The 23546-nt window shown below is 72.3% G+C and carries 21 protein-coding genes; 8 read left to right on the top strand and 13 right to left on the bottom strand.

Annotation, left to right across the window (positions count from 1 at the left end; genetic code table 11):
* Nucleotides 1-756, top strand: a complete 756-nt coding sequence (locus ACYU7H_RS11940; protein ID WP_460814994.1) for an SDR family NAD(P)-dependent oxidoreductase — start codon at nt 1-3, stop codon at nt 754-756.
* Nucleotides 757-1037: 281 nt separating this feature from the next.
* Here the strand turns inward: ACYU7H_RS11940 and speA are convergent, their stop codons facing one another.
* Entirely contained in the window at nt 1038-2945 is a 1908-nt protein-coding gene (gene speA / locus ACYU7H_RS11935; protein ID WP_460814992.1) for an arginine decarboxylase, read from the bottom strand.
* A 122-nt stretch (nt 2946-3067) separates the two neighbouring features.
* Here speA and speE point away from each other — a divergent pair, with 122 nt between their 5' ends.
* Complete coding sequence (speE, locus tag ACYU7H_RS11930; RefSeq protein WP_460814990.1) at nt 3068-3919, top strand: polyamine aminopropyltransferase; 852 nt, start codon at nt 3068-3070, stop codon at nt 3917-3919.
* Between the two features lie 488 nt (nt 3920-4407).
* Here speE and ACYU7H_RS11925 read toward each other — a convergent pair whose 3' ends face one another.
* Complete coding sequence (locus ACYU7H_RS11925) at nt 4408-4746, bottom strand: P-II family nitrogen regulator (protein ID WP_460814989.1); 339 nt, start codon at nt 4744-4746, stop codon at nt 4408-4410.
* A gap of 163 nt (nt 4747-4909) precedes the next feature.
* On the opposite strand from ACYU7H_RS11925, the gene ubiK reads away from it, so the two are divergent.
* From ubiK to ACYU7H_RS11905, 4 genes are all read left to right on the top strand, one after another.
* Nucleotides 4910-5182, top strand: coding sequence for a ubiquinone biosynthesis accessory factor UbiK (gene ubiK / locus ACYU7H_RS11920; RefSeq protein WP_460814987.1), 273 nt, complete (start codon nt 4910-4912; stop codon nt 5180-5182).
* A gap of 10 nt (nt 5183-5192) precedes the next feature.
* Nucleotides 5193-6713, top strand: a complete 1521-nt coding sequence (locus tag ACYU7H_RS11915) for a YifB family Mg chelatase-like AAA ATPase (RefSeq protein WP_460814985.1) — start codon at nt 5193-5195, stop codon at nt 6711-6713.
* Between the two features lie 305 nt (nt 6714-7018).
* The gene (locus ACYU7H_RS11910; protein ID WP_460814983.1) at nt 7019-7426 is read left to right on the top strand and encodes a GFA family protein; all 408 of its coding nucleotides are present in this window, start codon (nt 7019-7021) and stop codon (nt 7424-7426) included.
* Nucleotides 7427-7697: 271 nt separating this feature from the next.
* Nucleotides 7698-9452 carry a potassium/proton antiporter gene (locus ACYU7H_RS11905; protein ID WP_460814981.1) on the top strand — a complete coding sequence of 585 codons (1755 nt, stop codon included), beginning with the start codon at nt 7698-7700 and terminating at the stop codon, nt 9450-9452.
* A gap of 190 nt (nt 9453-9642) precedes the next feature.
* Here ACYU7H_RS11905 and ACYU7H_RS11900 read toward each other — a convergent pair whose 3' ends face one another.
* Nucleotides 9643-10812, bottom strand: coding sequence for a putative peptide maturation dehydrogenase (locus ACYU7H_RS11900; protein ID WP_460814979.1), 1170 nt, complete (start codon nt 10810-10812; stop codon nt 9643-9645).
* Nucleotides 10813-11026: 214 nt separating this feature from the next.
* Between ACYU7H_RS11900 and ACYU7H_RS11895 the strand changes: the two genes are divergently transcribed.
* A complete protein-coding gene (locus tag ACYU7H_RS11895) occupies nt 11027-11416 on the top strand; it encodes an NHLP-related RiPP peptide (protein WP_460814978.1) in 390 nt (129 codons plus the stop codon).
* Here ACYU7H_RS11895 and ACYU7H_RS11890 read toward each other — a convergent pair.
* From ACYU7H_RS11890 to ACYU7H_RS11845, 10 genes are all read right to left on the bottom strand, one after another.
* Nucleotides 11359-13995: a putative peptide modification system cyclase gene (locus ACYU7H_RS11890; protein WP_460814977.1), complete on the bottom strand. Its 2637-nt coding sequence runs from the start codon at nt 13993-13995 to the stop codon at nt 11359-11361. The genes ACYU7H_RS11895 and ACYU7H_RS11890 overlap by 58 nt on opposite strands.
* A 4-nt stretch (nt 13996-13999) precedes the next feature.
* A complete protein-coding gene (locus tag ACYU7H_RS11885; protein WP_460814975.1) occupies nt 14000-15034 on the bottom strand; it encodes a GGDEF domain-containing protein in 1035 nt (344 codons plus the stop codon).
* Between the two features lie 119 nt (nt 15035-15153).
* Complete coding sequence (locus ACYU7H_RS11880) at nt 15154-15621, bottom strand: hypothetical protein (protein WP_460814974.1); 468 nt, start codon at nt 15619-15621, stop codon at nt 15154-15156.
* A gap of 187 nt (nt 15622-15808) precedes the next feature.
* Nucleotides 15809-17287 (bottom strand): glycosyltransferase family 2 protein, encoded by a 1479-nt coding sequence (locus ACYU7H_RS11875; RefSeq protein ID WP_460814972.1) that lies wholly within the window; start codon nt 17285-17287, stop codon nt 15809-15811.
* The gene (locus tag ACYU7H_RS11870) at nt 17284-18366 is read right to left on the bottom strand and encodes a HEAT repeat domain-containing protein (RefSeq protein ID WP_460814970.1); all 1083 of its coding nucleotides are present in this window, start codon (nt 18364-18366) and stop codon (nt 17284-17286) included. Before ACYU7H_RS11870 ends, ACYU7H_RS11875 begins: the two co-directional genes overlap by 4 nt.
* A gap of 2 nt (nt 18367-18368) precedes the next feature.
* Nucleotides 18369-19175 carry a YaiO family outer membrane beta-barrel protein gene (locus tag ACYU7H_RS11865; RefSeq protein WP_460814968.1) on the bottom strand — a complete coding sequence of 269 codons (807 nt, stop codon included), beginning with the start codon at nt 19173-19175 and terminating at the stop codon, nt 18369-18371.
* 2 nt (nt 19176-19177) lie between these two features.
* Nucleotides 19178-20203: an NAD-dependent epimerase/dehydratase family protein gene (locus ACYU7H_RS11860; RefSeq protein ID WP_460814965.1), complete on the bottom strand. Its 1026-nt coding sequence runs from the start codon at nt 20201-20203 to the stop codon at nt 19178-19180.
* A gap of 203 nt (nt 20204-20406) precedes the next feature.
* A complete protein-coding gene (locus tag ACYU7H_RS11855) occupies nt 20407-21033 on the bottom strand; it encodes a 1-acyl-sn-glycerol-3-phosphate acyltransferase (RefSeq protein WP_460814963.1) in 627 nt (208 codons plus the stop codon).
* Nucleotides 21034-21040: 7 nt separating this feature from the next.
* Nucleotides 21041-21460 (bottom strand): alternative ribosome rescue aminoacyl-tRNA hydrolase ArfB, encoded by a 420-nt coding sequence (arfB, locus tag ACYU7H_RS11850; RefSeq protein WP_460814962.1) that lies wholly within the window; start codon nt 21458-21460, stop codon nt 21041-21043.
* A 49-nt stretch (nt 21461-21509) separates the two neighbouring features.
* Nucleotides 21510-22484, bottom strand: a complete 975-nt coding sequence (locus tag ACYU7H_RS11845; protein ID WP_460814960.1) for a pyridoxal-phosphate dependent enzyme — start codon at nt 22482-22484, stop codon at nt 21510-21512.
* A 128-nt stretch (nt 22485-22612) separates the two neighbouring features.
* Here ACYU7H_RS11845 and ACYU7H_RS11840 point away from each other — a divergent pair, with 128 nt between their 5' ends.
* Nucleotides 22613-23263: a hypothetical protein gene (locus ACYU7H_RS11840; protein WP_460814958.1), complete on the top strand. Its 651-nt coding sequence runs from the start codon at nt 22613-22615 to the stop codon at nt 23261-23263.
* Nucleotides 23264-23546 lie beyond the last annotated feature (283 nt).

Here is a 23546-nt window from a genome sequence, read left to right as displayed (position 1 = left end):
ATGGCGGCGCGGGTCGCGTTCATCAGCGGCGGCACGTCGGGCTTCGGCGCGGCGACCGCGCGGCGCCTGGTCGCCGACGGCTGGAACGTGGTGGTCACCGGGCGCCGCGCCGACCGGCTGCAGGCACTCGTGGACGAACTCGGCAGCGACCGCGTGCATGCGGCGTGCTTCGACGTGCGCGACGGCGACGCGATGGCCGCGGCGATCAAGGCGCTGCCGGCGGGATTCGACGGGATCGACGTGCTGGTCAACAACGCGGGCCTGGCGCTCGGCACGCAGCCGGCGCCGAAGGCGAGTCTGGACGACTGGCGCACGATGATCGACACCAACGTCACCGCGCTGGTCGCGTTGACGCAGGCGCTGCTGCCGTCGTTGATCGAGCGCCGCGGTTTGGTGGTGAACGTGAGTTCGACCGCGGCGACGTATCCCTACGCCGGCGGCAACGTGTACGGCGGGACGAAGGCGTTCGTGCGCCAGTTCTCGCTGGGGTTGCGCAGCGACCTGCATGGCAGCGGCGTGCGGGCGACGTCGCTCGAGCCGGGGATGGCGGAGACGGAGTTCTCGGTGGTGCGCACGCATGGCGACCAGTCCGCGGCCGACGCGCTGTACCAGGGCTGGCAGCCGATGACCGCCGGGGACATCGCCGACACGATCGCGTGGTTGGCGCAGCTGCCGCCGCACGTGAACATCAACCGCATCGAGATGATGCCGACGGCGCAGTCGTTCGCGGGGTTCCAGATCGCGAAGGACGCGTAGGTCCGCGGATCCTTCCGACCGGCGCGGGGTCACCCGACGACAGCGGACCCGCCTCCCCCGTAGGAGCGCCTCTACAGGCGCGATTGCTTGCGCCGCGCACCTTCGCCGCCCGCGTCGTCATTCCGGTGGACGCCGGAATCCATTCCTCGCCGGCTCCGGGGCCATCGCGCGCGTAGGCGCGCTCCTACAGATGCAAACGCAAGGCTGTCCCCTGTAGGAGCGCGCCTACGCGCGCGATTGGCTTGCGCCGCGCGTGTCGGCGGCGGGCGCGTCGCGTGCTGTCAGTCGAGCGGTTCGTCGCTGAGGTAGGTGTAGGCGGTGAGGCCCGATTCGAGCGCATCCCGCAGCCGCGTCGCCTCGTCGCCGGGCAACGACGCCGCGGCGACCTTCGCGTCATACGCCGCGCGAAGATCGTCCAGCCTGTAACCCACGTAATCCAGCATCACGTCCGCCGTGTCACCGCGCCGCTGCTGCCGGAACGCGTGGCCGTCGCCATCCACGTGCACCTCCACGGCATCGGTGTCGCCGAACAGGTTGTGGATGTCGCCCAGGATCTCCTGGTACGCGCCGACCAGGAAAAAGCCCAGCCGGTACGGCTCGCCCTTGCGCAGCGCATGCAGCGGCAGCGACGTGTCCAGCGCCTCGTCGCCCACGTAGGTGTCGATGCGCCCGTCCGAATCGCAGGTGAGGTCGGCGATCACGCCGCGCCGTTCCGGCCGCTCGCCCAGCCGCTCGATCGGCACGATCGGGAACACCTGGTCGATCGCCCACACGTCCGGCATCGACTCGAACACGCTGAAGTTGACGAAGTACTTGTCCACCAGCCGCTGGTCGAGCTCGTCGCGCACGCCCTGGTGGCGCTTGCCGCCCGGGTCGAGCCGCGCGCGCACCGCGTTGGCGATGGCGTAGAACAGGTCGTCCAGCCGCGCGCGGTGAACAAGCTCAAGCTGGCCCAGCGCGTAGGCCGACAGGCCCTCGGCGTGGAAATGCACCGCCTCGTGGAACAGTTCCGCCGCCGGCCGCTGGTCGAGTTCGTCATGGATCTCGCGCAGGTGGCGGATCACCGCCGGCTCGTCGTCGTGCGCGTCCGGCACGCGGCCCTCGGGCGCGGCCTCCACCTCCGACACGTTCGCCACCAGCACGGCGTGGTGCGCGGTCATCGCGCGGCCGCATTCGGTGACGATGCGCGGATGCGGCAGCCCGTTCGCCTCGCAGGCCTCGGCCAGCGGCTGCACGATGTTGAGCGCGTACTGCTTCACGCCGTAGTTGATCGAATTGAAGCTGCGCGAGCGGGTGCCCTCGTAGTCGATGCCCAGGCCGCCGCCCACGTCCATCCACTTGATCCGCGCGCCCAGCTTCGACAGCTCGACGAAGTAGCGCGTCGCCTCGCGCATGCCGTTGGCGATGTCGCGCACGTTGGAGATCTGGCTGCCCATGTGGAAGTGCAGCAGCTGCAGGCAGTCGCCCATGCCGGCGTCGCGCAGCCGCTTCCACAGGTCCAGCAGCTGCCGCGGCGAGAGCCCGAACTTGGCCTTGTCGCCGCCGCTGTTCTGCCACTTGCCCGCGCCCAGCGACGCCAGCCGCATGCGCACGCCCAGGCCCGGGCGCACGTCGAGCGCCTTCGCCTCCTCCATCACCAGCGCCAGCTCGGAGGGCTTCTCGACCACGATGAAGGTCTCCAGCCCCAGCTTGCGGCCGATCAGCGCCAGGCGGATGTACTCGCGGTCCTTGTAGCCGTTGCAGACGATCAGCCCGCCGGGCCGCGACAGGGCCAGCACCGCCATCAGCTCCGGCTTGCTGCCGGCCTCCAGCCCGAAATCGCAGCGCGCGCCGGCCTGTGCCGCGCCATGGGTGGCCAATGCCCCGGCCACGCCCGCGTGCTGGTTCACCTTGATCGGGTACACGGCGGTGTAGCCGCCCGGGTACTCCCATTCGGACATCGCCTCGGCGAAGGCCGCCTGCAGCTTGTCCAGGCGGTGGCCCAGGATCTCCGGGAAGCGCACCAGCAGCGGCAGCTTGGCGCCCTGCGCCCGGGCCTGGTCCACGATCTCCGGCAGCGCGATCGCCGGGCCCGCCTCGCCGCGCGGGCGGACCGTGACCCGCCCCGCGCCGTCCACGTCGAAATAGCCTTCCGACCAGTGCGGGATGGAATAGGCGCGGCGGGCGTGTTCGGTCGACCAGTCGGCCATGGGCGGCGTCCGGCAGGCGTTGGGGGACGCGCAGTTTAGCGTCCGGGGCCCCGCGGCCCGATCATCCGGGCGCCACGGGCCGACCCGTTACAATCCGCGGCCTTCGCACAGCCCCCACGCGCATGAACACCCCCGACTGGCATTACGAGAACTTCGACCCGACCGGCTCGGCGATCGGCTTCCGGATCGTGCGCAAGCTGGACGAGGTCCAGTCGGACTTCCAGAAGATCGAGATCTTCGAGACCAGCGACTGGGGCAACCTGATGCTGATCGACGGGGCGGTGATGCTCACCACCCGCGACAACTTCCTGTACCACGAGATGGTGTCGCACCCGGCGCTGTTCACCCACCCCGCCCCGCGCGACGTGGTGATCATCGGTGGCGGCGACTGCGGGACGCTGCGCGAGGTGCTCAAGCACCCGGGCGTGGAACGCGCCACCCAGTGCGACATCGACGAGCAGGTCACGCGCATGGCCGAGAAGTGGTTCCCGGAGCTGTGCGATTCCAACGGCGACAAGCGCGCCACGCTGATGTTCGACGACGGCGTGGCCTTCATGCGCGACTGCGCGCCTTCGAGCCTGGACGTGGTGGTGGTCGATTCGACCGACCCGGTCGGCCCGGCCGAGGGCCTGTTCAACCGCGCGTTCTACGAGAGCTGCTTCCGCGCCCTGCGCGACGACGGCATCCTGGTGCAGCAGTCCGAGTCGCCGCTGGCGCTGATCGAGCTGATCCGCGAGATGCGCGCGGAGATGGCCAAGGCCGGCTTCGCCGCGTTCGCCACCCTGCCCTTCCCGCAGCCCTGCTACCCGACCGGCTGGTGGAGCTGCACCCTGGCGCGCAAGCACGGCCACGGCTTCGAGTTCCGCGAGGGCGACGCGCAGGACAAGGCGTTCGGGACGAAGTACTACACCGCGGGCATCCACCGCGGCGCGCTGTCGACGCCGCCGTTCGTGGCCGAGGCGTTGGCGGAATAAGCCGCAACGCGGGGACCCATTCGGGATCGGTCGCTGGCATCGCGCGCGTAGGCGCGCTCCTACGGGGCGCGCCGAACCCGCGCGGCGTGGGTGCAAAACGGGGATGGGGTGCGCCGAACGGGCGTCGCGCGTGTCGAACCGGCACCAGGTGCACCGGACGGACAGCGTGCGTGCCGAACGTGCGGGTGGTTCTCCCGTAGGAGCGCCTCTACAGGCGCGAAGCCTGCGCAGGTCCAGTCACCGCGCAATCAGGCATCTCGCCAACCCGACGTCGCTCCTAGAACGCGGCGAGATTGCCCGCGTAACCCCAGAAGGCCGCCGCCAGCAAGGCCAGAAGGATCGCGCCCCTCACGGCCCGTTCGAGCCGGTCGCTCCGGCGCGTCTGTTCGATGTCCATGGCGCTCCCTCCTGGGAGCCCGATCAGACGCCCGCGGGGGCCCCGGCGTCCGCGACCCGGGTCACGCTTCCCGCCGCCGACCGGCCGGCGTTCAGAGTGCGTCGGCGTCCAGCTCGCCCGTGCGGATGCGCACCGCCCGCTCCAGGTCCCAGACGAAGATCTTGCCGTCGCCGATCTTGCCGGTGCCCGCGGCCTGCATGATCGCCTCGACCACCGCGTCGGCCTGCGCGTCGGTGACCGCGACCTCCAGCTTGATCTTGGGCAGGAAGTCGACCACGTACTCGGCGCCCCGGTAGAGCTCGGTGTGGCCCTTCTGGCGCCCGAAGCCCTTCACCTCGGTCGCGGTGATGCCGGCCACGCCGGCCTCCGACAGCGCCTCGCGCACGTCGTCGAGCTTGAACGGCTTGATGATCGCCATGACCATCTTCATCGCGCGGCCTCCGGAGTCGGGGCGCGCAGGATAACGCGGCGCGGGCGGTAGACTGGCGCGCGGCCGCCGTCGGGATTGCCCGACGCGACGGGCCGGTGGGCGCCGACGGCGCCAAGGCGGACCGCGGCGCAGGCTGCGTGGCGCCGACGCAAGGAACCTTCGCATGATCGACCTGAGCCACATCGACGACCTCGCCCGCCGCCTCAGCAGCCTGGTGCCCCCGGGCCTGCGCGAGGGCCGCGAGGAGCTGCAGCAGAACTTCAAGTCCGTGCTGCAGTCCGGGCTGGCGCGGCTGGACCTGGTCACCCGCGAGGAGTTCGAGGTGCAGCGCGCGGTGCTGCTGCGCACGCGCGAAAAGCTCGAGGCGCTGCAGCGCGAGGTCGAGGCGCTCGAGGCGCGCTTGGCCGGCGACACGCCGCCCCCGCAAGACCGCTGAGCCCGCCGCCATGGGGTTGGCGCTCGTGCACGGCCGTGCACGCGTGGGCGTGCGCGCGCCCGCGGTGAAGGTGGAGGTGCATCTCGCGGGCGGGCTGCCGTCGATGTCGATCGTCGGGTTGCCGGATTCCGCGGTGCGCGAGGCGAAGGAACGCGTGCGCGCGGCGATCCAGTGCGCGCAGTTCGAATTCCCGGCGCGCCGCATCACGGTAAACCTGGCGCCCGCGGACCTGCCGAAGGACGGCGGGCGGTTCGACCTGCCGATCGCGCTGGGCATCCTGGCCGCGAGCGGACAGGTGCCGCTGGAACCACTGGCGGGCCACGAGTTCCATGGCGAGCTCGGGTTGACTGGCGAGCTGCGCGCGGTGGACGGGATCCTGCCGGCCGCGTTGGCCGCCGCGCGCGAGGGGCGGCGGATGATCGTGCCCGCGGGCAACGGCGCGGAAGCGGCGTTGGCGCGCGGTGTGGAAGTGCGGACGGCACGCACGCTGCTCGAGGTGTGCGGCGCGCTGTCGGGTCGGAAGACGTTGCCCGATGCGATCGCGCCCGACGCCGTGCACGACATCGGGCCGGACCTCGCGGACGTGCGTGGGCAGGCACATGCGCGGCGCGCGCTGGAGATCGCGGCGGCTGGCGCCCACCATCTGTTGCTGCTCGGGCCGCCGGGGTGCGGCAAGACGTTGCTGGCGTCGCGGCTGCCGGGCGTGCTGCCGGAAGCCGACGAGGCCGAGGCGCTGGAAGCGGCGGCGGTGCGCTCGGTCGCCACGCATGCGGAAGGCCGCGGGCTGGACCCGGCGCGCTGGCGGCAGCGGCCGTTCCGCGCGCCGCACCACACCGCGAGTGCGGTCGCGCTGGCGGGTGGCGGCAGCGATCCGCGACCGGGCGAGATCTCGCTGGCGCACCGGGGCGTGCTGTTCCTGGACGAACTGCCGGAGTGGGACCGGCGCGCGCTGGAGGTGCTGCGCGAGCCGCTGGAATCGGGCGTGGTGACGGTGGCGCGCGCGGCGCGGTCGGCGCGGTTCCCGGCGCGCTTCCAACTCGTTGCCGCGATGAACCCCTGCCCGTGTGGCTGGGCCGGTGATCCGTCCGGGCGCTGCCACTGCACCGGCGAGGCGATCGCGCGGTACCGCGGGCGATTGTCCGGGCCGCTGCTCGATCGCATCGACCTGCACGTGGAAGTGCCGCGCCTGCCGCCGGCGCAGTTGCGGCCGGATGCGCCGCCCGGCGAGTCGAGCGCGGTGGTGCGGGCACGCGTCGAGTCGGCACGCGCGATCGCGATGCAGCGGCAGGGCGTGGCGAACGCGCATCTCGACCAGGCCGGCACGTTCGCGCACTGCCGCCTGGCGCCGGATGACCAGGCGCTGCTGGAACGGGCGATCGAGGCGCTGCAGCTGTCGGCGCGGTCGATGCACCGGATCCTGCGCGTGGCGCGCAGCATTGCAGACCTCGCCGGCAGCCCGGACATCCGGACCGCGCACCTCACCGAAGCCATCGGCTACCGCAAGCTCGACCGCGGCCCACCACCCCTGTAGGAACGGGCCTACGCCCGCGATGGCTTGCCAGCGAACCTTCGTCCGTGACGCCGTCATCCCCGCGAAGGCGGGGATCCATCGGCCCGCGGCAGTCGCTGCCACCTCGCCCCACGCCGGCTTCGCGCCTGTAGAGGCGCTCCTACGAAGGGCGACACACCCCTGTAGGAGCGCACCTTGGGGCGCGATGCCGCGAAATTCGGATTCGCGGGGAAAGCCATCGCGGTGCAAGCCCCGCTCCTACAGGGGTGGCTTGGCCGGGGGAAGATGGGTGCTTACGCTTGCCGCTCGATTCCCGGGAGTGGGCCATGGATACCGGTCGCGGCAGTTGCCTGTGTGGGGCGGTCACCTTCGACCTGACTTGGCCCAGCAAGTGGGTCGCGCATTGCCATTGCTCGCTGTGCCGGCGGGCGCACGGTGCGGCGTTCGTGACGTGGGTGGGGATGGAACGCCCGCGGGTGTCGATCGAAGATCCGGACAACGCGCTCGTCTGGCATGCATCGAGCGACCACGGCGAACGCGGGTTCTGTTCGCGCTGCGGCAGCACGGTGTTCTTCCGCGGCAGCCGCTGGCCGGACGAGTTGCACGTGACGCTGGCGAACCTGCACGACGGTGCGGACCGCGTGCCGCAGGTGCATGCGTACTGGGATTCGCACGTGGATTGGGTGGCGCTGGACGAAGGCGACGGCCTGCCAAGGAAACCCGCACCCCTGTAGGAGCGCCTCTACAGGCGCGAAGCCGGCGCGATGTCATGTGGTGCGAAGGCTGCGGAGCAATGGATCCCCGCCTTCGCGGGGATGACGTTGGGGGCGATGAGGGTGATGGGGCGAAGACGGCGTCGGTGATGCGGGCTTACCGGGTGGGGCGATCGCGCGCGTAGGCGCGCTCCTACAGGGGTCATCCGCCGGATGTGGGCAGGGGCACCCGCGAGGCCGGGCGCTGCGGGCCGCGTGGGTATGATGGCCCGATCCCCCGGCACCGGTGCGCATGGACAGCCTCGCGACCATCGACTGGCAGCTGCTCGGCGTCGCCCTTCTCGTGCTCGCGGGCATCGCCTCGTCGCTGTTCGCGCGGCGGCTGGGCGCGCCCTTGCTGCTGGTGTTCCTGATGCTGGGCGTATTGCTGGGCGTGGACGGGCCCGGTGGCATCCGCTACGACGACACCCGCTTCACCTACCTGGTCGGCGCGCTGGCGCTGAGCGTGATCCTGTTCGACGGCGGCCTGCGCACGCGCGCAGCGCAGGTGCGCGGCAGCGTCGGGCCGGCGGTGGTGCTGGCCACGGTGGGCGTGCTGGTGACCGCGTTGCTCACCGCGTTCGCGGGCTGGAAGCTGCTCGGGCTGGCGCCGCTGCCCGCGTTCCTGCTCGGCACCATCATGGCCTCGACCGACGCGGCGGCGGTGTTCTTCCTGCTGCGCGCCAATGGCCTGCACCTGGAACGGCGCACCGCCGCCACGCTCGAACTGGAGTCCGGCAGCAACGACCCGATGGCGGTGTTCCTGGTGCTGGCGCTCACCGCATGGATCGCCGGCGAACAGGGCGGCGGGCCGCTGGCCATCGCGCTGCGCTTCGTGTGGGCGGGTGCGGCGGGCCTGGCCGTGGGCTACGGCGGCGGGCGGCTGCTGGTGTGGGCGCTCAACCGCTTCGACCTGCCCAGCGGCCTGCACCCGTGGCTGGCGCTGGCCGGCGCGGTGGCGCTGTTCGCGCTGGCCAACCGGCTGGGCGGCAGCGGCTACCTGGCGGTGTACCTGGCGGGGATCGTGGTCGCGAACCGGCCGGTGCGCGCGCTGCCGCAGGTGCTGGCGCTGCAGGACGCGGCCACGTGGTTCGCGCAGCTGATGATGTTCATGCTGCTGGGCCTGCTGTCGGCGCCCAAGGCGCTGCTGCCCATCCTGTGGCCGGCGCTGGGCGTGGCGGCGTTCCTGATGCTGGTGGCGCGGCCGGTGGCGGTGCTGCTGTGCCTGGCGCCGTTCCGCCGCTACCGCGCGGCGGAGATCGGCTTCATCTCCTGGACGGGCCTGCGCGGGGCGGTCGGCATCTTCCTGGCGTCGATCCCGTTGATGGCCGGGCTGCCGAACGCATGGCTGTACTTCAACGTCGCCTTCGTGGTGGTGCTGGTGTCGCTGGTGGTGCAGGGCTGGAGCCTGGGCTGGGCCGCGCACCGCCTGGGCGTGGCGGTGCCGCGCGCCGACCCGGTGGCGCGGCGGATCCCGCTCGACCTGCCGGGCCAGGTGGAATACGACATGGTCGGCTACCGGGTGGCCGCGGGCAGCGCGATGCTGCGCGGCGCCACCCTGCCGGGCCGCGTGCGGCTGGCGATGGTGGCGCGGAACGGCGAGGTACTGGTGCCGGAACAGGCCGGCGCCCTGCAAGCCGGCGATTACGCCTACCTGCTGGCGCCGCGCGGGCAGGCGCCGCGGCTGGACTGGCTGTTCGCCGAGGGCAGCGACGCGCGCGCGGCGGAGCAGGAGCTGTTCGGCAGCTTCACCTTCGCGGGCAACGTGCCGCTGGGGGACATCGCGCAGTTCTACGGGCTGAAGATTCCGTCGCGGTATGCGGGGCGCACGGCGTCGGAGCTGTTCGACGAGCGGTTCGACGGGCAGCCGCAGGTGGGCGACCGGCATCCACTGGGGCGCGCGGTGCTGGTCGTGCGCAGCCTGGCGGACGAGCGCGTGGAACAGGTCGGGTTGCGCTTGCCGGGGATGGGCGAGCGGTTGATGAGTGATCCGCGGGCGCCGGGATAGGGGCACGCGGATTCGTTCCCGATCACGGTCTTGGCGATGTCCGCGGATGTGGAAGTTCGCGCGGGCTTCGCGCCTGTAGAGGCGCTCCTACGGGGTCGGCAATTGCGTGGATCGGACGGGTTCGATCACTCCGTAGGAGCGCGCCTACGCGCGCGATCGCTTGCGCCGCGATGGGTCCGTCACGTCGCCCCTACCCCGTCGTCCACACCGCCCCGTTCGGATCCAGCTCCGTCGTCACCATTTCATCGGCGCGCCAGCCGAAGCCGCACAGCGCCAATGCCCCGCTGGTCACCGGGTCCAGCCCGAACGCCTGCTCCAGCAGCACCTCGTTGATCGCGCCGGTGATGTAGGCGCCCAGGCCCGCCTCGGTGGCAGCCAGGTACAGCGTCTGCGACAGGTGCCCGGCCTCCAGCGCCACCACGCGGTAGCCCTTGGCGTGCTGGCGGTACTTCCAGAACGTGCGGTCGAAGCGCGGCGCCAGCAGCACCATCGCGTGCGCGTTCGAGAACCACGTCTGCCCCGCCACCGCGTCCAGCGCCAGCGCGTCGAGGTCGCCGTCCCACGCGGGCAGCGGCTCCAGCGCATGGGTGGTCGCGTGGTAGTGGTACAGCCCGGGCGCGAGGCCCGCGACGTTGCGCACCAGCAGGTAGGCCTCGACCGGATGCAGGCCGCCGCCGGACGGGCTGGTCTTCTTCAGGAACACGGTGTCGTCGGCCACGCGCACCTGCGCCTGCGCGGCGAACACGCGCTGCATCAGCCGCGCGAACACCTCGAGCGGCAGCGGCCGGTCGGCGTCGAAGTTGCGGCAGGTGGCGCGGCGCGCCAGCAGGGCGTCGAAGTCGTTGCCGTCGCTGCGCGGCAGCGGCACGCGCGCGTCATCGCCGGCCAGCGCGGCGGCCTCGGGCGGCGGCGCGCCCAGGACGTCGCGAAGGGCGGCGGCGGTCTCGGTGCCGGTGTCCTTCATCGCCTGCACGGCGTCGGCACCGTGCCAGCGGGTGAAGGCGTGCAGCGTGGCCGAGAGCGGATGCCAGTACACGCTGCGCAGCACGTCATCGCGTTCGCGCATGCCGGCGTGCGCCTTGGTCGAACCGATCACCAGCCCCGCCTTGAGCAGGCGCCGCAGCGGCGCGCGCAGGTCATCGGGCAGCGTGCGGCTGTCGCGCCATTCGCCGGGGCTGAGCGCGCCGAGCAGTTCGCGCTCGGTGGCGTCTACTTCCACTTCCTCGCCCAGGTGCGGGGCCAGCGCCAGCCAGCGCGCGGTGCGGCGCAGGCCGTCGCCACCGGACAGCAGGCCGTCGAGGTCGAAGGCGACCTCCTCGCGCGGCTCCAGGTACAGGACCGCGCAGCGGCGGATTTGCATCGGTGGTGCCCCCGTGTCGGTGCCGCACTCCGCGGCGTGACCTGGCACGGGTCCGTGTGCCGATGCCGCCAGTGTCGCCGATCGCGCCGGCGCGCAGGAACCGCGGCGGCGCGTTGCCGGGGCGCCCGAGTTGTGACGGATGCACGGTCGCCGCTAGGATCGCCGGCGGGGCGGCCTGCGGGCCGGATTGCTGGACCACATAGGGGAGTCAGGCATGGCGACGAAGAAGGGCACGGGGACGAAGCGCGCGGCACCGCTCGAGGCGAAAGTGGCCGACCGGCTGCTGGACCTGCTGAGCACCGACAACGAGTTCCGTCGGCTGTTCAAGAAGGATCCGCATTCCGCGCTGGTCAAGGCCGGCTGGAAGCCGACGGCAGGCGCCGTCCCGGCCACGGCCAAGTCCGGCAAGGGTCCGCCCCACGTGCCGCCCGGCCCACCGGAAAGCGTGCCGCCGGGGCCGTGCATGAAGGTCGACCGGATCGCGCCGAAGGCGAAGTTCGTCGCCTCGCGCGAGGATTTCAAGCGCGAGCTGATGCAGGGGCTCGGCTACAGCCCCAATCCCTTCGAGGCGGTCCCGACCGCGTCGCGTCGCTCCCGCAAGTAGGCCGGCAGGGACGCCGCCGACCAGCTGCGTTCCAGCAGTCCCATCTGGACGGCGGCTTCCTCCTCGCGACCCAGTCCGAGGAGGATGTCCGCCGCGCGCAAGCGCGCAAGGTTCGAGTCCATGACATTCATGGGTTGCTGGCACAGGCCACAACCCAGTTGCGTGTACGCCCAGCCCCTGTGGCCGCCGAGCCACCGCGCCTCGCGGAGCGCGGCTTCCTTCTGGTCGAGCGCGAGGTAAGCCTCGAGCAGCGCGACGTGCAATTCGAAGCGTTCGTGCCCGTTGACGCCTGCTTCCAGGAGCGCGACCGCGCCCCTGGCGTCGCCCTTGGACATGAGGTCCCGGGCGCGAACCACCCGCACCAGGTCCGCGACGTAGGGCATGTCGAGCGCACCCTCCTGCGCGGACAGCCTTGCCAGCACCTCGCGCGCGCGACCGGGTTCGCCCGCGCGCTGCGCGAGGATGCCGGCGAACGCCGCGAGATACGCATCCGTGGCCTTGTCCGCGCTGCGCCCGGGGGCCGCCAGTGCGTCGAAGGCCTCCTCTGTCGCGCGATCGATCTCGCGCACCGTCGTCGCACGGTCGCCGGCCAGCCACGCCAAAGTTGCGACCGGGATGCGGGCGAACCTGCGCTGCCCGGGCTTGCTGGTCTCCAGCAGCCTGTCCGCCTCCTGCCGTGCCGCGGCCCACTGTCCGCGATCGAGCAGCAGCGACACCCGGTTGGTCAGGGCCACCGGATAAGGTGCATGCGCCTTCCAGACCGACTCGGCACGGCCGTGATCGAACCGCGTCGCGTGGACGTTGGCCCGAGGCAACGCCGACAGCGTCGCGCCCGCCTCGAGGGCCTGGTCAAGCACCTTGGCGGCGGCCTCGTGCTTGCCCTGCGCAAGCAGGATCCGGCCATGGAGTTCGAGACCGAGGGTGGAAAGTTCGTTCTGGGGCAAGCTGGATCGCTTCGCGTACGGCAGGGCTTCGCCGAAGCGATTCCGGTAGAAGAGCGACCAGCCGACGTTCGCGACCGCTGGGAAATAGTCCGGGTACAACGACGCGAGGTGCTGCCACTTGCCAAGTGCCTTGGAGGGCGCATCGACCTCGGCGGCCCACGCGTCCAAGTACAGCGCATCCTTCAGTGGCAGGCTCGACCTCAATCCCTGCGCGCGCCGCAGCGCGGGTAGCCCGGCCATCCGGTCGCCCTGGGCGCTGTGGGTGCGCAGGATCGCCACGTGGGCGAGCGCGAAGCCCGGGTCGACCTCGACGGCGCGCTCGAACAGCGCCTGGGCATCGGCGTAGCGATTCTCCTGGAACGCCTGCTGGCCGAGGGCGTATGCGCGAAGCGCGTCCAGGTTCGACGTGGTCACCTGCGGCAACGGCTCCGAATCCCGCTGGATGGCCTTGACCTCCTCGCCCAGCCGCGCGCGCAGCGCGGCGGTCACGTCGTCCACCGAGGCCAGCACCGAGTCCAGCCCGTCGCCGTCGGCGAACTCCGAGTACACGGTGGTCTGCGAGTGCGGGTCGATCACCTCCGCGCTCACCCGCACGCGGCCGCCCACTTCGGCCACCGTGGGCAGGATCACCGCGCGCGCGCCGTCGCGCAGCGCGATCTCCGAGGCCACCTCGCGGTCCAGCGCGGTGGTCGCGCCGCGCTGCATGCGCGCCAGGGTGTCGCGCGCCTTGAGGTCGGACAGCACGTTGACGTGGCGCGACTGCTCCAGGCTGATGCGGAAGGCCTGCTGCAGCGAATCGTCCAGCACCGGCTGGCCGGTGAGGTTGCGCATGTCGGCCACCACCACCCAGTCGCGCTCGGAGAAGGCGATGGCCGGCTGCGGGCGGGTGAAGAACCAGGTGAGCAGGCCGAGCGAGGCGACCAGGAAGAGCTGTGCGGCCAGCGCGAGCGGCTGGCGCCACTTCGGCACGTCGCGCCGCGACTTGCCGTCCGGGATGGGGCGGCGCAGCGGCGCGAAGCCGGGCTCGCCGGCTTCCCAGACGTCGATCGGGTTCTCGACGCCCTTCAGGCGCCAGCGGCCGTGCGACTTCCACAGCAGCTGCCCGCCGCGGTCGCCCAGCTCGGTGGTGGCGCGGCGCGCCAGCGATTCGGCGGTGCCCGACAGCAGGATCTGCCCCGGCCGCGCGATGCCCAGCAGGCGGCCGGCCATCGGCTTGGCCAGGCCCTCCACCTCGAGCGGCTTGGCACCGACCTCCACCGCCTCGGCCTCGTTGTGCCAGGTGAGCACCTCGCCCACGTGGATGCCGGCGCGCGCCTTGAGGTCCAGCCCGCGGGCCTTGCCCATGTCGTGCAGGCCGCGCTGGTAGTCGAGCGCGAAGCCGAGGCCGTCGATGGCGCGCTCGAACAGCAGCAGCAGGCCGTCGGAGCGGTCGATCAGGCGGCCGCGCCAGCGGCGCTGCAGTTCCAGCACCAGGCGGTCGTGGCCGCGGAACAGGTCGGCCGCGGCACGGTCGCCCAGGCGCTCCACCGTGCCGGTGGAGTCGACCATGTCGGTGATCAGCAGGGTGCGCGTCTGCGGCGCGGCGGCCTGCGGGTCGCCCGGGGGCGGGGGCAGCGGGGCGGCGACGGCGCTCATCGTCCTAGTCGCGGCGCGCGTCGTCGGCCCATTCGATGCAGTCGCCGCCCTTGTGCTTGGCACGATGCACGGCGGCATCCGCGACCGCATACCAGTCGTCCCAGTGGTGGTGCGGCGGCATGGCGCAGGCACCGATGCTGAGCTTGACCATCGGCGGCGGCAGGTTCGGGCGCGCATTCGCGACCATGGCGCGGGCAGCCTCCTGCACGCGCTGGGCGCGGGCCAGGATGGCCTCGCGGTCGCCCGTCTCCAGCACCAGGGCGAACTCGTCGCTGCCCATGCGGCAGGCGATCTCGTCGTCATCGATCGCGCCGCGCAGGATCCCGGCCACGCCCTGCAGCACGCGGTCGCCCACGTTGTGGCCGTGGACGTCGTTGAAGGCCTTCAGGCCGTCGCAGTCCACCAGCACCACGCCGCGCACGCGGCGGTTGTCGTGCTGGCGGCGCTTCTGCATGTGCAGGCTCAGGCCGCGGCGGTTGGGCAGGCCGGTCAGCTCGTCGGTGCGCACCATCTGCTCGCTCAGGTCCAGGCGGGCGGTGGTCGTGCGCAGGGTGTCGACGGCGGTCTGCAGCTCGAGGTTGCGGCGGCGCACGCGGCGCAGCAGGCTCTGCTCGCTGCGCACCACGCGCAGGATCGCTCGGCGGAGGAACTTCGACAGGCCTTCCGGCGACTCGCGCGCGATGCGCTCGAACTCGGGCTTGTTGAGTTCCAGCAGCCGGCCGGGGGAGACGACGATGGCGTCGGCGCTGCGGGCGTGGTCGCCGATCAGCAGGCCGAGCTCACCGAAGAACTCGTGGACGCCCAGGCGCTTGGTGGTCAGGTCCTCGCCGAAATCGAGGTCCACCTCGCCCTCGGCGATGACGTACATCGTGCCGCCCAGGTCGCCGCGCCGGAACAGCACCTCGCCGCCCTCCACGCGACGCGACCGCCCGACCTGCTCGAACAGGGCGAACTCGTCGTCGTTGAGGACCGCATCGCGGTCGTAGAGGCCGCTGTCGGCCCGCGCCGGAAAGACCGGCGCGCTGGCATCCGCATTCATCCTGCCCCCCGTCCGGGCGAACGGGCCGAGGATAGCACCGGCCCTTCCGGAAGCCTTACGGCATCGGGGGCGTGGGCAGGACAGGCCGGGCCGCGGTGGCGGCCCGGCCGGGGCCCGGATCAGTTGTTCGGCAGGCCGTAGGTTTCGCGGAATTCGCGCATCGCTTCCAGCGAGGCCTCGCGGTCGGCGTCGCGCTGGGCGACGGTCTTGCACTCCTTCACCTTGCGGTGCGAGCCCGTCTTGCGGACGTATTCGCAGACCACCTGGGCGCCGCGGGCATCGTTGACGGTGGCGTTGATCCACTCCAGCTCGTTGAAGACCTCGAACTGGTCCTCCTTGGACAGGTCGGTGAACTCGGCCACGCCATCCAGGGTGGCGAGCAGGCGGTTCTGGCGGACCACGAGCTCGTTGCGCTCGACTTCGCTGATGTCGGCGAAGACGCCTTCCTTCTTCTCGATCAGGCCGCGCAGCTCGATCTGCTGGGCGCGGATGAAGGCCAGGTCGGGCTTCTCGGCGGTGGTCTCGGCATGGGCCGCGAAGGCGGCCGCCAGGGCGATGAGCCCGGAAAGCAGGATGGCGTTGCGCATGGTCGTTTCCTCTGTCGGAAGCCGCGACCCTAGCGCCCGCGGCGTCTCTGTCGTAGTGCCCAAAGGCATGGTCGGCCGCCGCCCGGGCCGGGCCGGCGCGTCCCCGCGCGGGTCCCGGTGCCGGTCCCTGGCAGGGCGGCCTTGACGGGGGCAACGCGCGCCCCCGCCCGGACCGGACGCCTGCCGGTCAGCGCCCCGCCCTGGCCAGCGAGGGCGGCGGCGGGGCCTGCGGCGCGGTGTCCTGGTAGCTGCCGTGGCGCTCGGTGGCGCCGACGTCGGTGCGCCGGCGCACCACGAAGTCGAACGTGCCCACGATCCGCGTGAGCAGGTGGACCTGGTGGTAGCCGAGGTTCTCGACCAGCGCCGCGCCGAGCAGCCGCAGCAGGTCGCGGCTGGTGGCCGCGCGCATGCGGGTGCGCTCCTGCAGCAGCACCGCGGCCACCGACAGGAACGTGCCCAGCACGATGGCCAGGGCGATGAACATCCACACCTGCTGCGCCGTGGCCAGGCCCGCCACGACCACGAAGAAGATCAGCACGTAGCTGGCGCCCTCGACCAGCGCGGAGAAGACCTCGAACAGCACGAAGAACGGCATGCCGAACAGCCCGGCCAGCCCGTACTTCGGGTTGAAGGTCATGCGCCAGTGGCGGAACAGCGCCTGCATCGTGCCGCGCTGCCAGCGGTTGCGCTGCGACAGGTAGCTGCGCCAGGTCTCCGGCACCTCGGTGTAGCAGACCGGGTCGGGGATGTAGTCGACCTCGAGGCGGTGACCGGGGCGGGAGTTGTCGTACGCGTACTTGTAGAGGCGGATGGTGAATTCGATGTCGTCCGTGATGGTCTTCGCGTCCACGCCGCCCATCTGCATGAACACGTCCTTGCGCACCACCATGAACGCGCCGGAGATGCTCAGCATGCTGTTGAGCCGCGCCAGGCCGAGCCGCGCCCACTGGAAGCTGCGCAGGTACTCGACCGCCTGCACCAGCGGCAGCATGCGCCGCGGCAGGCCGAAGCCCTGGATGCGGCCGTCGCGCACCACCAGGCCGTTGGCCGGGCGCACGATGCCGCCGGCGGCGATCACGTCGCGGCTGCGAAGGAACGGGCGCACCGCGCGCAGCAGCGCGTCGTCCTCGAAGATGCAGTCCGCGTCCATGATGCACAGCAGCGGATAGCGCGCGTGGTTGGCGGCGGCGTTGATGGCGTCCGCGCGCTGGCCGTTGCCCTTGTCGATGACCAGCAGGTGCGGGTGTTCGGCGGACTCGTACACGCCGCGGACCGGCTGGGTGTCCAGCCGCTTGGCGCCGAACCGGTTCACCTTGCGCAGGCCGTAGCGGTCGATGAGCACCTGCATGGTGTCGTCGGACGACCCGTCGTTGACGACGATCACCTCGTGCTCGGGATAGCGCAGCCCGAGGGCGGCGTCCACGGTGCCGCCGATCACCTTGGCCTCGTTGTAGGCGGGGATGATCACGGTGAACGGCAGGGTGAGCGGCGACTCGGCGATGCGCTTGAAGTCGCCGACGTTGATGCCCTGGTGGTAGCGCCGCAGCTGCGTGGCGCCGATCAGGATCAGCATCAGGTACAGCCCGTGCAGCACGGCGTAGTAGATGAAGATCCCGTTGAGCAGGGTGACCAGCGTGTCGGGGCTGATGGCGATGGCGTCGATCATGGCGTGGCCTCCTGCCGGCGCTCGCTGCGCGCCTCGAGCAGTTGCCGGCTGATGTCGCGGGCGAACGCGTCGTCCTGCGTCGCCAACGCGTGCCGCAGCGCCTCCAGGCCGTCGTGGCCCAGCGAGGCGAGCGCCTGGGCGGCGTTGAAGCGCACCCACCACGCAGCGTCGGACAGCGCGGACTGCAGGGGCGCGACCGCCGCCGGCGTGCCCGACTGGCCCAGCGCCTTGGCGGCCATGCTGCGCACTTCCCAGGTTTCGTCGCGCAGCGCGCGGGCCAGCGCGGGCACCGCGGCCGGATCGGCCATCCCGCCCAGCGCACGGGCGGCGGCCACGCGCAGTTCCGGATCGGACCGGTCGAGCCAGCCGAGGATCTCGGTGGCCGCCTCGCGCTCGCGCAGCAAGCCGAGCACGTTCAGCGCCACGGCGGCTTCGCTGGTGCTCGGCTCCGGGGTGCCGGGGCGCACGCGCAGCAGGTCGCGCAGCGGCACGGTGGCCAGGTCGCCGAAGCCGGCGACCAGTTCGGTCGCGCGCTGCAGCGGCCAGCGGCCCGGCAGCGCAAGCGCGCGCAGCACCGGCAGCACGGCGGGCGCATGGCGCATCTGCACCAGTGCCTGCGCGGCGGCCAGGCGCACGTCCAGCTGGTCGTCGCCGAGCGCGTGCAGCAGGGCGGGCACGGCCTCTTCGCTGCCGAGATAGCCCAGGCGGACGGCGGCGCGGGCGCGGCGCGCGGGGCTGCCCCTGACCAGGGTCTCCAGTGCGCGTCGCTCCAGGTCCAGGCCCTCGGCCAGCTCCTGCAGCCGCACCTGGCGCGCGCGGATGGTGCCGCTGGCGACGTCCAGCAACACGCCGGTGGCGAGTTTCGGATCCTGGGCGAGTGCGCGCTCGACGTGTGGCGAGGCGACGCGGCCGTCCAGCCAGGCCTCCACCTGTTCGCGCATCATCGGTCGCAGGCGCGAGGCGCGCGTCTGCTGCCGCTCCGACAGCCAGCGGCTGGCCACCGCGTAGACCGACAGCGCCAGCACGGCGATGCCGAGCACCGCGGTGCCGTAGAGGGCGAAGGCGTAGAGATTGTCCATGGTCAGAACCTCGTAACGAACCCGATCGCGATCCCCTTGCGGGTCCACGCGGGTTCACGGTCCTCGTACTCGACGCCGAACAGGAGCTCGGGACCGTTGGCGCGCACCGGGAAGCGGTAGTACGCCGCGTAGAAGTCACCCTCGGTCAGCAGTACGCCGGGCAAGGCCGGATCGCGCTCCGGGTCGGTGCCGCGGGCGTGGACGAGGGACAGGCGATGGTCGTCCAGCAGGACCTGGTCGAGGCGGACCGACCAGGCGTCGTAGTGGACGCCGTCGAAGGCGTCGCCCTCGGTGTAGCGCAGGGTGACGGCGGTGGCGTCGTCGTTGAACCAGAACGTGGCGCCGGGACGGACCTCGCGCAGGTCGCCCAGCGGGAAGTCGAAGCGGCGCCCGTCCAGCAGCAGCGACAGCCACGGGGTGGCCCGCCAGTCGGCGCCCAGCGTGTAGGCGCGCTCGTAGCTGAAGTCCGCGTCGGGCGTGGCCGCGACGCTGCCGTGGAAGCGCCAGGCGCCGGTGTGGTACTCCGCGCCGGCGAGCAGCGTGGCGTCGGTGGTGTCGTCCCGGCGCCGCGTGGTGGCGCCGCCGCGGACCACCCAGCCATGGCCGACCCGGCGGTACAGGTCCAGGTCGAGCTGCTGCCAGTCGTCGCGGCCGGGGCCGAGGTCGCTGTGCGTGTAGACCGCGCCGAGGGCCCAGGGATCGTCCGCCGGCGCGGGCGCGGCGGCGGGATCGGTGGCCTGCGCGGCAACGCCGGAACTGGCCAGGACCGCCACCAGCGCGGCGGCGCACGGCGCGATGCGCGCGCGCATGGTCAGGCGCTCGCCAGCAGCGGTTCGACGTCGGCGGCGTCCCCGTCGGGGCGTCGGTTGGACAGCTGCATCCGGTAGTGCGCGCACAGGTCGTCGATGGTCTGCACCAGCGGGAAGCGGTGGCGGTAGCCGGTGAGCGCCTGCAGCCGGTCGAGGATCGGACGGCGCTGCGGGATCTGCGCGAACGACTGGCCGTAGGCCTGCGCGTAGGGCACGTAGCGGATGGGCGAGTCCGATCCCACCCGCGCCTTCACCAGCTCGGCGAGCTCGAGGATGGTGATCTCCTGGATGTTGCCGACGTTGACCACCTTGGCGTTCGCCGCCGGGGTCCGCGCAAGCGTGTCGAGCATGGCGGCGGTGTCGCGGACGTCGCAGAACGAGCGGGTCTGGCTGCCGTCGCCGAACACGGTGATCGGCTCGCCCGCCAGCGCCTGCTGCACGAAGCGCGGCACAACGAAGCCGTACTGGCCGGACTGGCGCAGGCCCACGGTGTTGAACAGGCGCGCGATGGTCACCGGCATGCCGTACTTGGCGGCGTAGGCCCGGCCCTGGATCTCGTTGCTGAGCTTGCTGATGGCGTAGTTGAGCAGCGGCGCGTCGGGCGAGGCGACGATGTCGGCCTCCTCGTGCAGGTCCTCGTATTTCGCCGGGCCGTACACCGAGGAGCTGGAGATCAGCACCGTCTGCGGCTTGTGGCCCGCGTCGGCGATGCACTGCAGCAGCCGCTCGCAGCCCATCGTGTTGACCTTGGTGACCTCCACCGGCTGCTCGAGCACGCGGAACATGCCGACCACCGCGGCCATGTTGTAGACGCGGTCGGCGGCGGCGACGGCGTCGTCCAGGCCGTCCCAGGTGTTGAGGTCGCCCTCGTCGAACTGCAGGAACGGGTTGGTCTGGTGGGCGGCCAGGTTCGCCCGGTTGCCCGTGCTCAGGTCGTCGAGCACGTGGACGTGGTCGCCGCGGGCGATATGGAGGTCGACGAGGTGCGAGCCGATGAAGCCCGCCCCGCCCGTGATGAGTACGCGCATCCCCTGTTCCCCTGTTGTTGAATCTGCGTGCCGAATCCGTTTGCCGGATCGGCGAGGGCCACGCCGGAACTGTGACCGTGTGCATGGATTGGACGCAAAAGACGGGCCAACCCGGCCGATTCGCGGGGCGGCGGGCGACGGGCGGCGTGCTGGAGGGGAGGGACGGCGGAGCCTGAACTGGCCGCCGGGCGGATCGTGGCGGGTCAGGGCGTGCCGTGGTGCCGGCCCTGCCAGGGGCGGTACCAGGCGCGCAGGGCGGCGAGGTCCGCCTCCATGTCATCGGTCGGGAGGAACGGCGGGCCGATGCCGATGACCTTGTCGGGGTAGTGGAAGTAGGCCGGCACGATCGGCACCCCGGCGGTGTGGGCGATCTTCCAGAACCCGGTCTTCCAGCGGGCGACCGGCTTGCGGGTGCCTTCCGGCGCGAGGCCGAACCAGAAGCGCTCGGCGCCCGAGATCATTGCCGCGGCCTGCGCGACCACCCCGTGCGGGGCGCTGCGGTCGACCGGGATCACGCCCAGCCGCGACAGCAGCCCGCCCAGCAGCGGCACCCGGAACAGCGAGTCCTTGCCGAGGATGCGGATGTCCAGGCCCAGGGCGAGCTTGGCCGCGAAGCCCCAGAGCCCGTCCCAGTTCGAGGAGTGCGGCACGCCGATCAGCACCGCGCGCGGCAGGTCCGGGAAGGCGCCGACCATCCGCCAGCCGCCCAGCCGGAGCACCGTGCGGCCCAGCCAGCGACCGAAGCCGCTGCGCGGGTGCCGTGGCACGGCGGGCGGCAGTGGCAGCACGGGGCCGTCGCGCGCGGGGGTGGGCGGATGCGCGGGATGCACGGGCCGGTCAGTCCCAGTCGCGGCCGCCGCCGCGGCCCCGCTTGACCTGGCCGCGGGCGCGCTTGGCATCCAGGCGGCGTTCGCGCGAGGCGCGGGTGGGCTTCGTCGCGATGCGCGCCTTCGGCACCACCAGGCCGTGCGCGACGAACGCGGCCAGGCGTTCGCGCGCGTCCTCCCGGTTGCGGTCCTGGGTGCGGAAGCGCTGCGCGGCGATGACCAGCACGCCCTCGGCGGTCACCCGCCGGTCGCGGCGCGCGAGCAGGCGCGCGCGCACCGGTTCGGGCAGCGACGGCGAGTTGGCGACGTCGAAGCGCAGTTCGACCGCGCTGGCGACCTTGTTGACGTTCTGCCCCCCGGGACCGGACGCGCGCACGAATCGCTCGACCAGCTCGCTGTCCGGGATGGCGATGCGGCCGACCTTCAGCATGCGGGGATTGTAGGGCGCTGCCCGGCGGCGGCCACCGGCGCGGGCCCGGTCATGCCGCGCCGAACAGCCCGCGGCAGGCGTCGAGGTCGACGTTGCCGCCCGACAGCACCACGCCCACCCGCCGGCCGGCGAAGCGGTCGCGCCGCGCGAGCACCGCGGCCAGCGCGATCGCCGAGGACGGCTCGACGATCAGCTTCAGGCGCTGCCAGAGCAGGCGCATGGCCGCGAGCGTGTCGGCATCGCGCACCAGGATCGCGCCCACCGCGTGCTGGCGCAGGATCTCGAAGTTCGGCGCGCCGAGCGTGCCGCGCAGGCCGTCGCAGACGGTGTCGGGGACGAAGTCGACGTCGCGGGCGCCGGCCACCAGCGACTTCGCGGTGTCGGCGGCGCCCACCGGCTCGGCCACCACCACGTCCGGCGCGGGCGACTGCGCGCCGGCCACCAGGCACGCGCCGGCGGCCAGCCCGCCGCCGCCGACCGGCAGCACGATCGCCTCCAGCGGCCCGGCCTGTCCCAGCAGTTCCAGGGTCGCGGTGCCCTGCCCCGCGATCACCCGAGCGTCCGCGTACGGATGCACCAGCTCGGCGCCGGTCTCGGCCTGCACGCGCGCGCAGGTGGCCTCGCGCGCGGCGATCGTCGGCGCGCAGCGGTGCAGGGTCGCGCCATAGGCCTCGATGGCGGCCAGCTTGGCCGGCACCGCGCCGTCGGGCACGACCACGTGGCAGGCGATCCCGCGCGTGCGCGCGGCCAGCGCGAGCGCGGCGCCATGGTTGCCGGACGAATGCGTGACCACGCCGCGCGCCGCGCCGGCGTCGTCGAGCGACCACACCGCGTTGCAGGCGCCGCGGAACTTGAAGGCGCCGGCGCGCTGCAGCGGTTCGGCCTTGAAGTGCAGTTCGCAACCGGCGAGCGCGTCCAGCCCGCGCGAGCGCAGGACCGGGGTGGCGTGGGCGTGCGGCGCGATGCGCGCGGCCGCGGCGAGGACGTCGTTGAAGGCGGGCAGCGCCACGGCGGGATCGGGCATCCGTGCATGCTATCCGGGCGGCCGCGCCGCGCGCCATGTTCAGCAAGCCGAACGCGCGTCACGGAGGGTTAATGGCACATTCAATCCGCGAGGACGACAGTGCAGGCTCTGTGACAGGGGGTGACACCATGAACCTGACCCGCATGATCCGCCCGGCGCTCCTGGCGCTGGCGGCCGTGGCCGTGAGCGGCTGCGTGACCTATCCCGGCTACCGCCATGGCGGCGCGGCGGGCGACTACTACTACGGGCAGCCGTCCGTGGAGTACCGCTACCGCGACTACGGCCCGTGGCATGGCGGCTACGGCTATCCGTACTACGGCGGCTCCCGCCTGAGCATCGGCATCAGCTACGGCTATCCCTATGGCTATGGCTATGGCTACCCGTACGGCTACGGCTACCACCGCTACGGCCATGGCTATCCCTGGTACGGCTGGCCCTACTACGGCTACCCCTACTACCGGCCCCGCGTCGAACGGCCGCCGGTGCACCGTCCGCCGCCCGGCGACGGCGGTGGCGACGGTGGTGGCCGCCACGACGACGACCGCGATCCGCCGTGGCGCGACCTGGGCGGGCTGGACGACCTGCGTGGCCGCCGCCCGATCGACGCCGAGCCGCTCCCGCCGCGCCGCTTCACCGGCGGCGTGACCGCCGATCGCCCCGCGCCGCCGCGCACCAGCGAGCCGGTCCGCCCGCGGATGGAGCGCGCGCCGGCGCGCCGTGAATCGAGCTCGACCTCGCGCCTGGAGCGCGCCCGGCAGATCCTCGAGCGCGAGGATTGAGGCCCATCGCGCCGCCCGCCCGGGCGGCGCTTGCATCGGGGCGGACTTGACCGCAAGCTAGCCCGCGACTGACCCAATGCGTCGCTTTTCGACGCAACCGGCGTCAGGCCCGATGTCGACGTCCGGTGGGACTCACGGATCCCCCCTGTTCCGCCCCCGCCGGGCGTCGACGCTTCACCCCGCAGGCCGCCGCAAGGCGGCCTGCGTGCTTTCCGGGTGTGGATCGGCCGGGACGGCAGGAACGGTCCGTCGCGGACCGCGGGCGCAAAAAAATGGGGTCGGA

Source organism: Luteimonas pelagia (assembly GCF_054776035.1).
The sequence above is the reverse complement of the archived record's forward strand: the minus strand, read 5'-3'. Positions and strand labels throughout refer to the sequence as shown.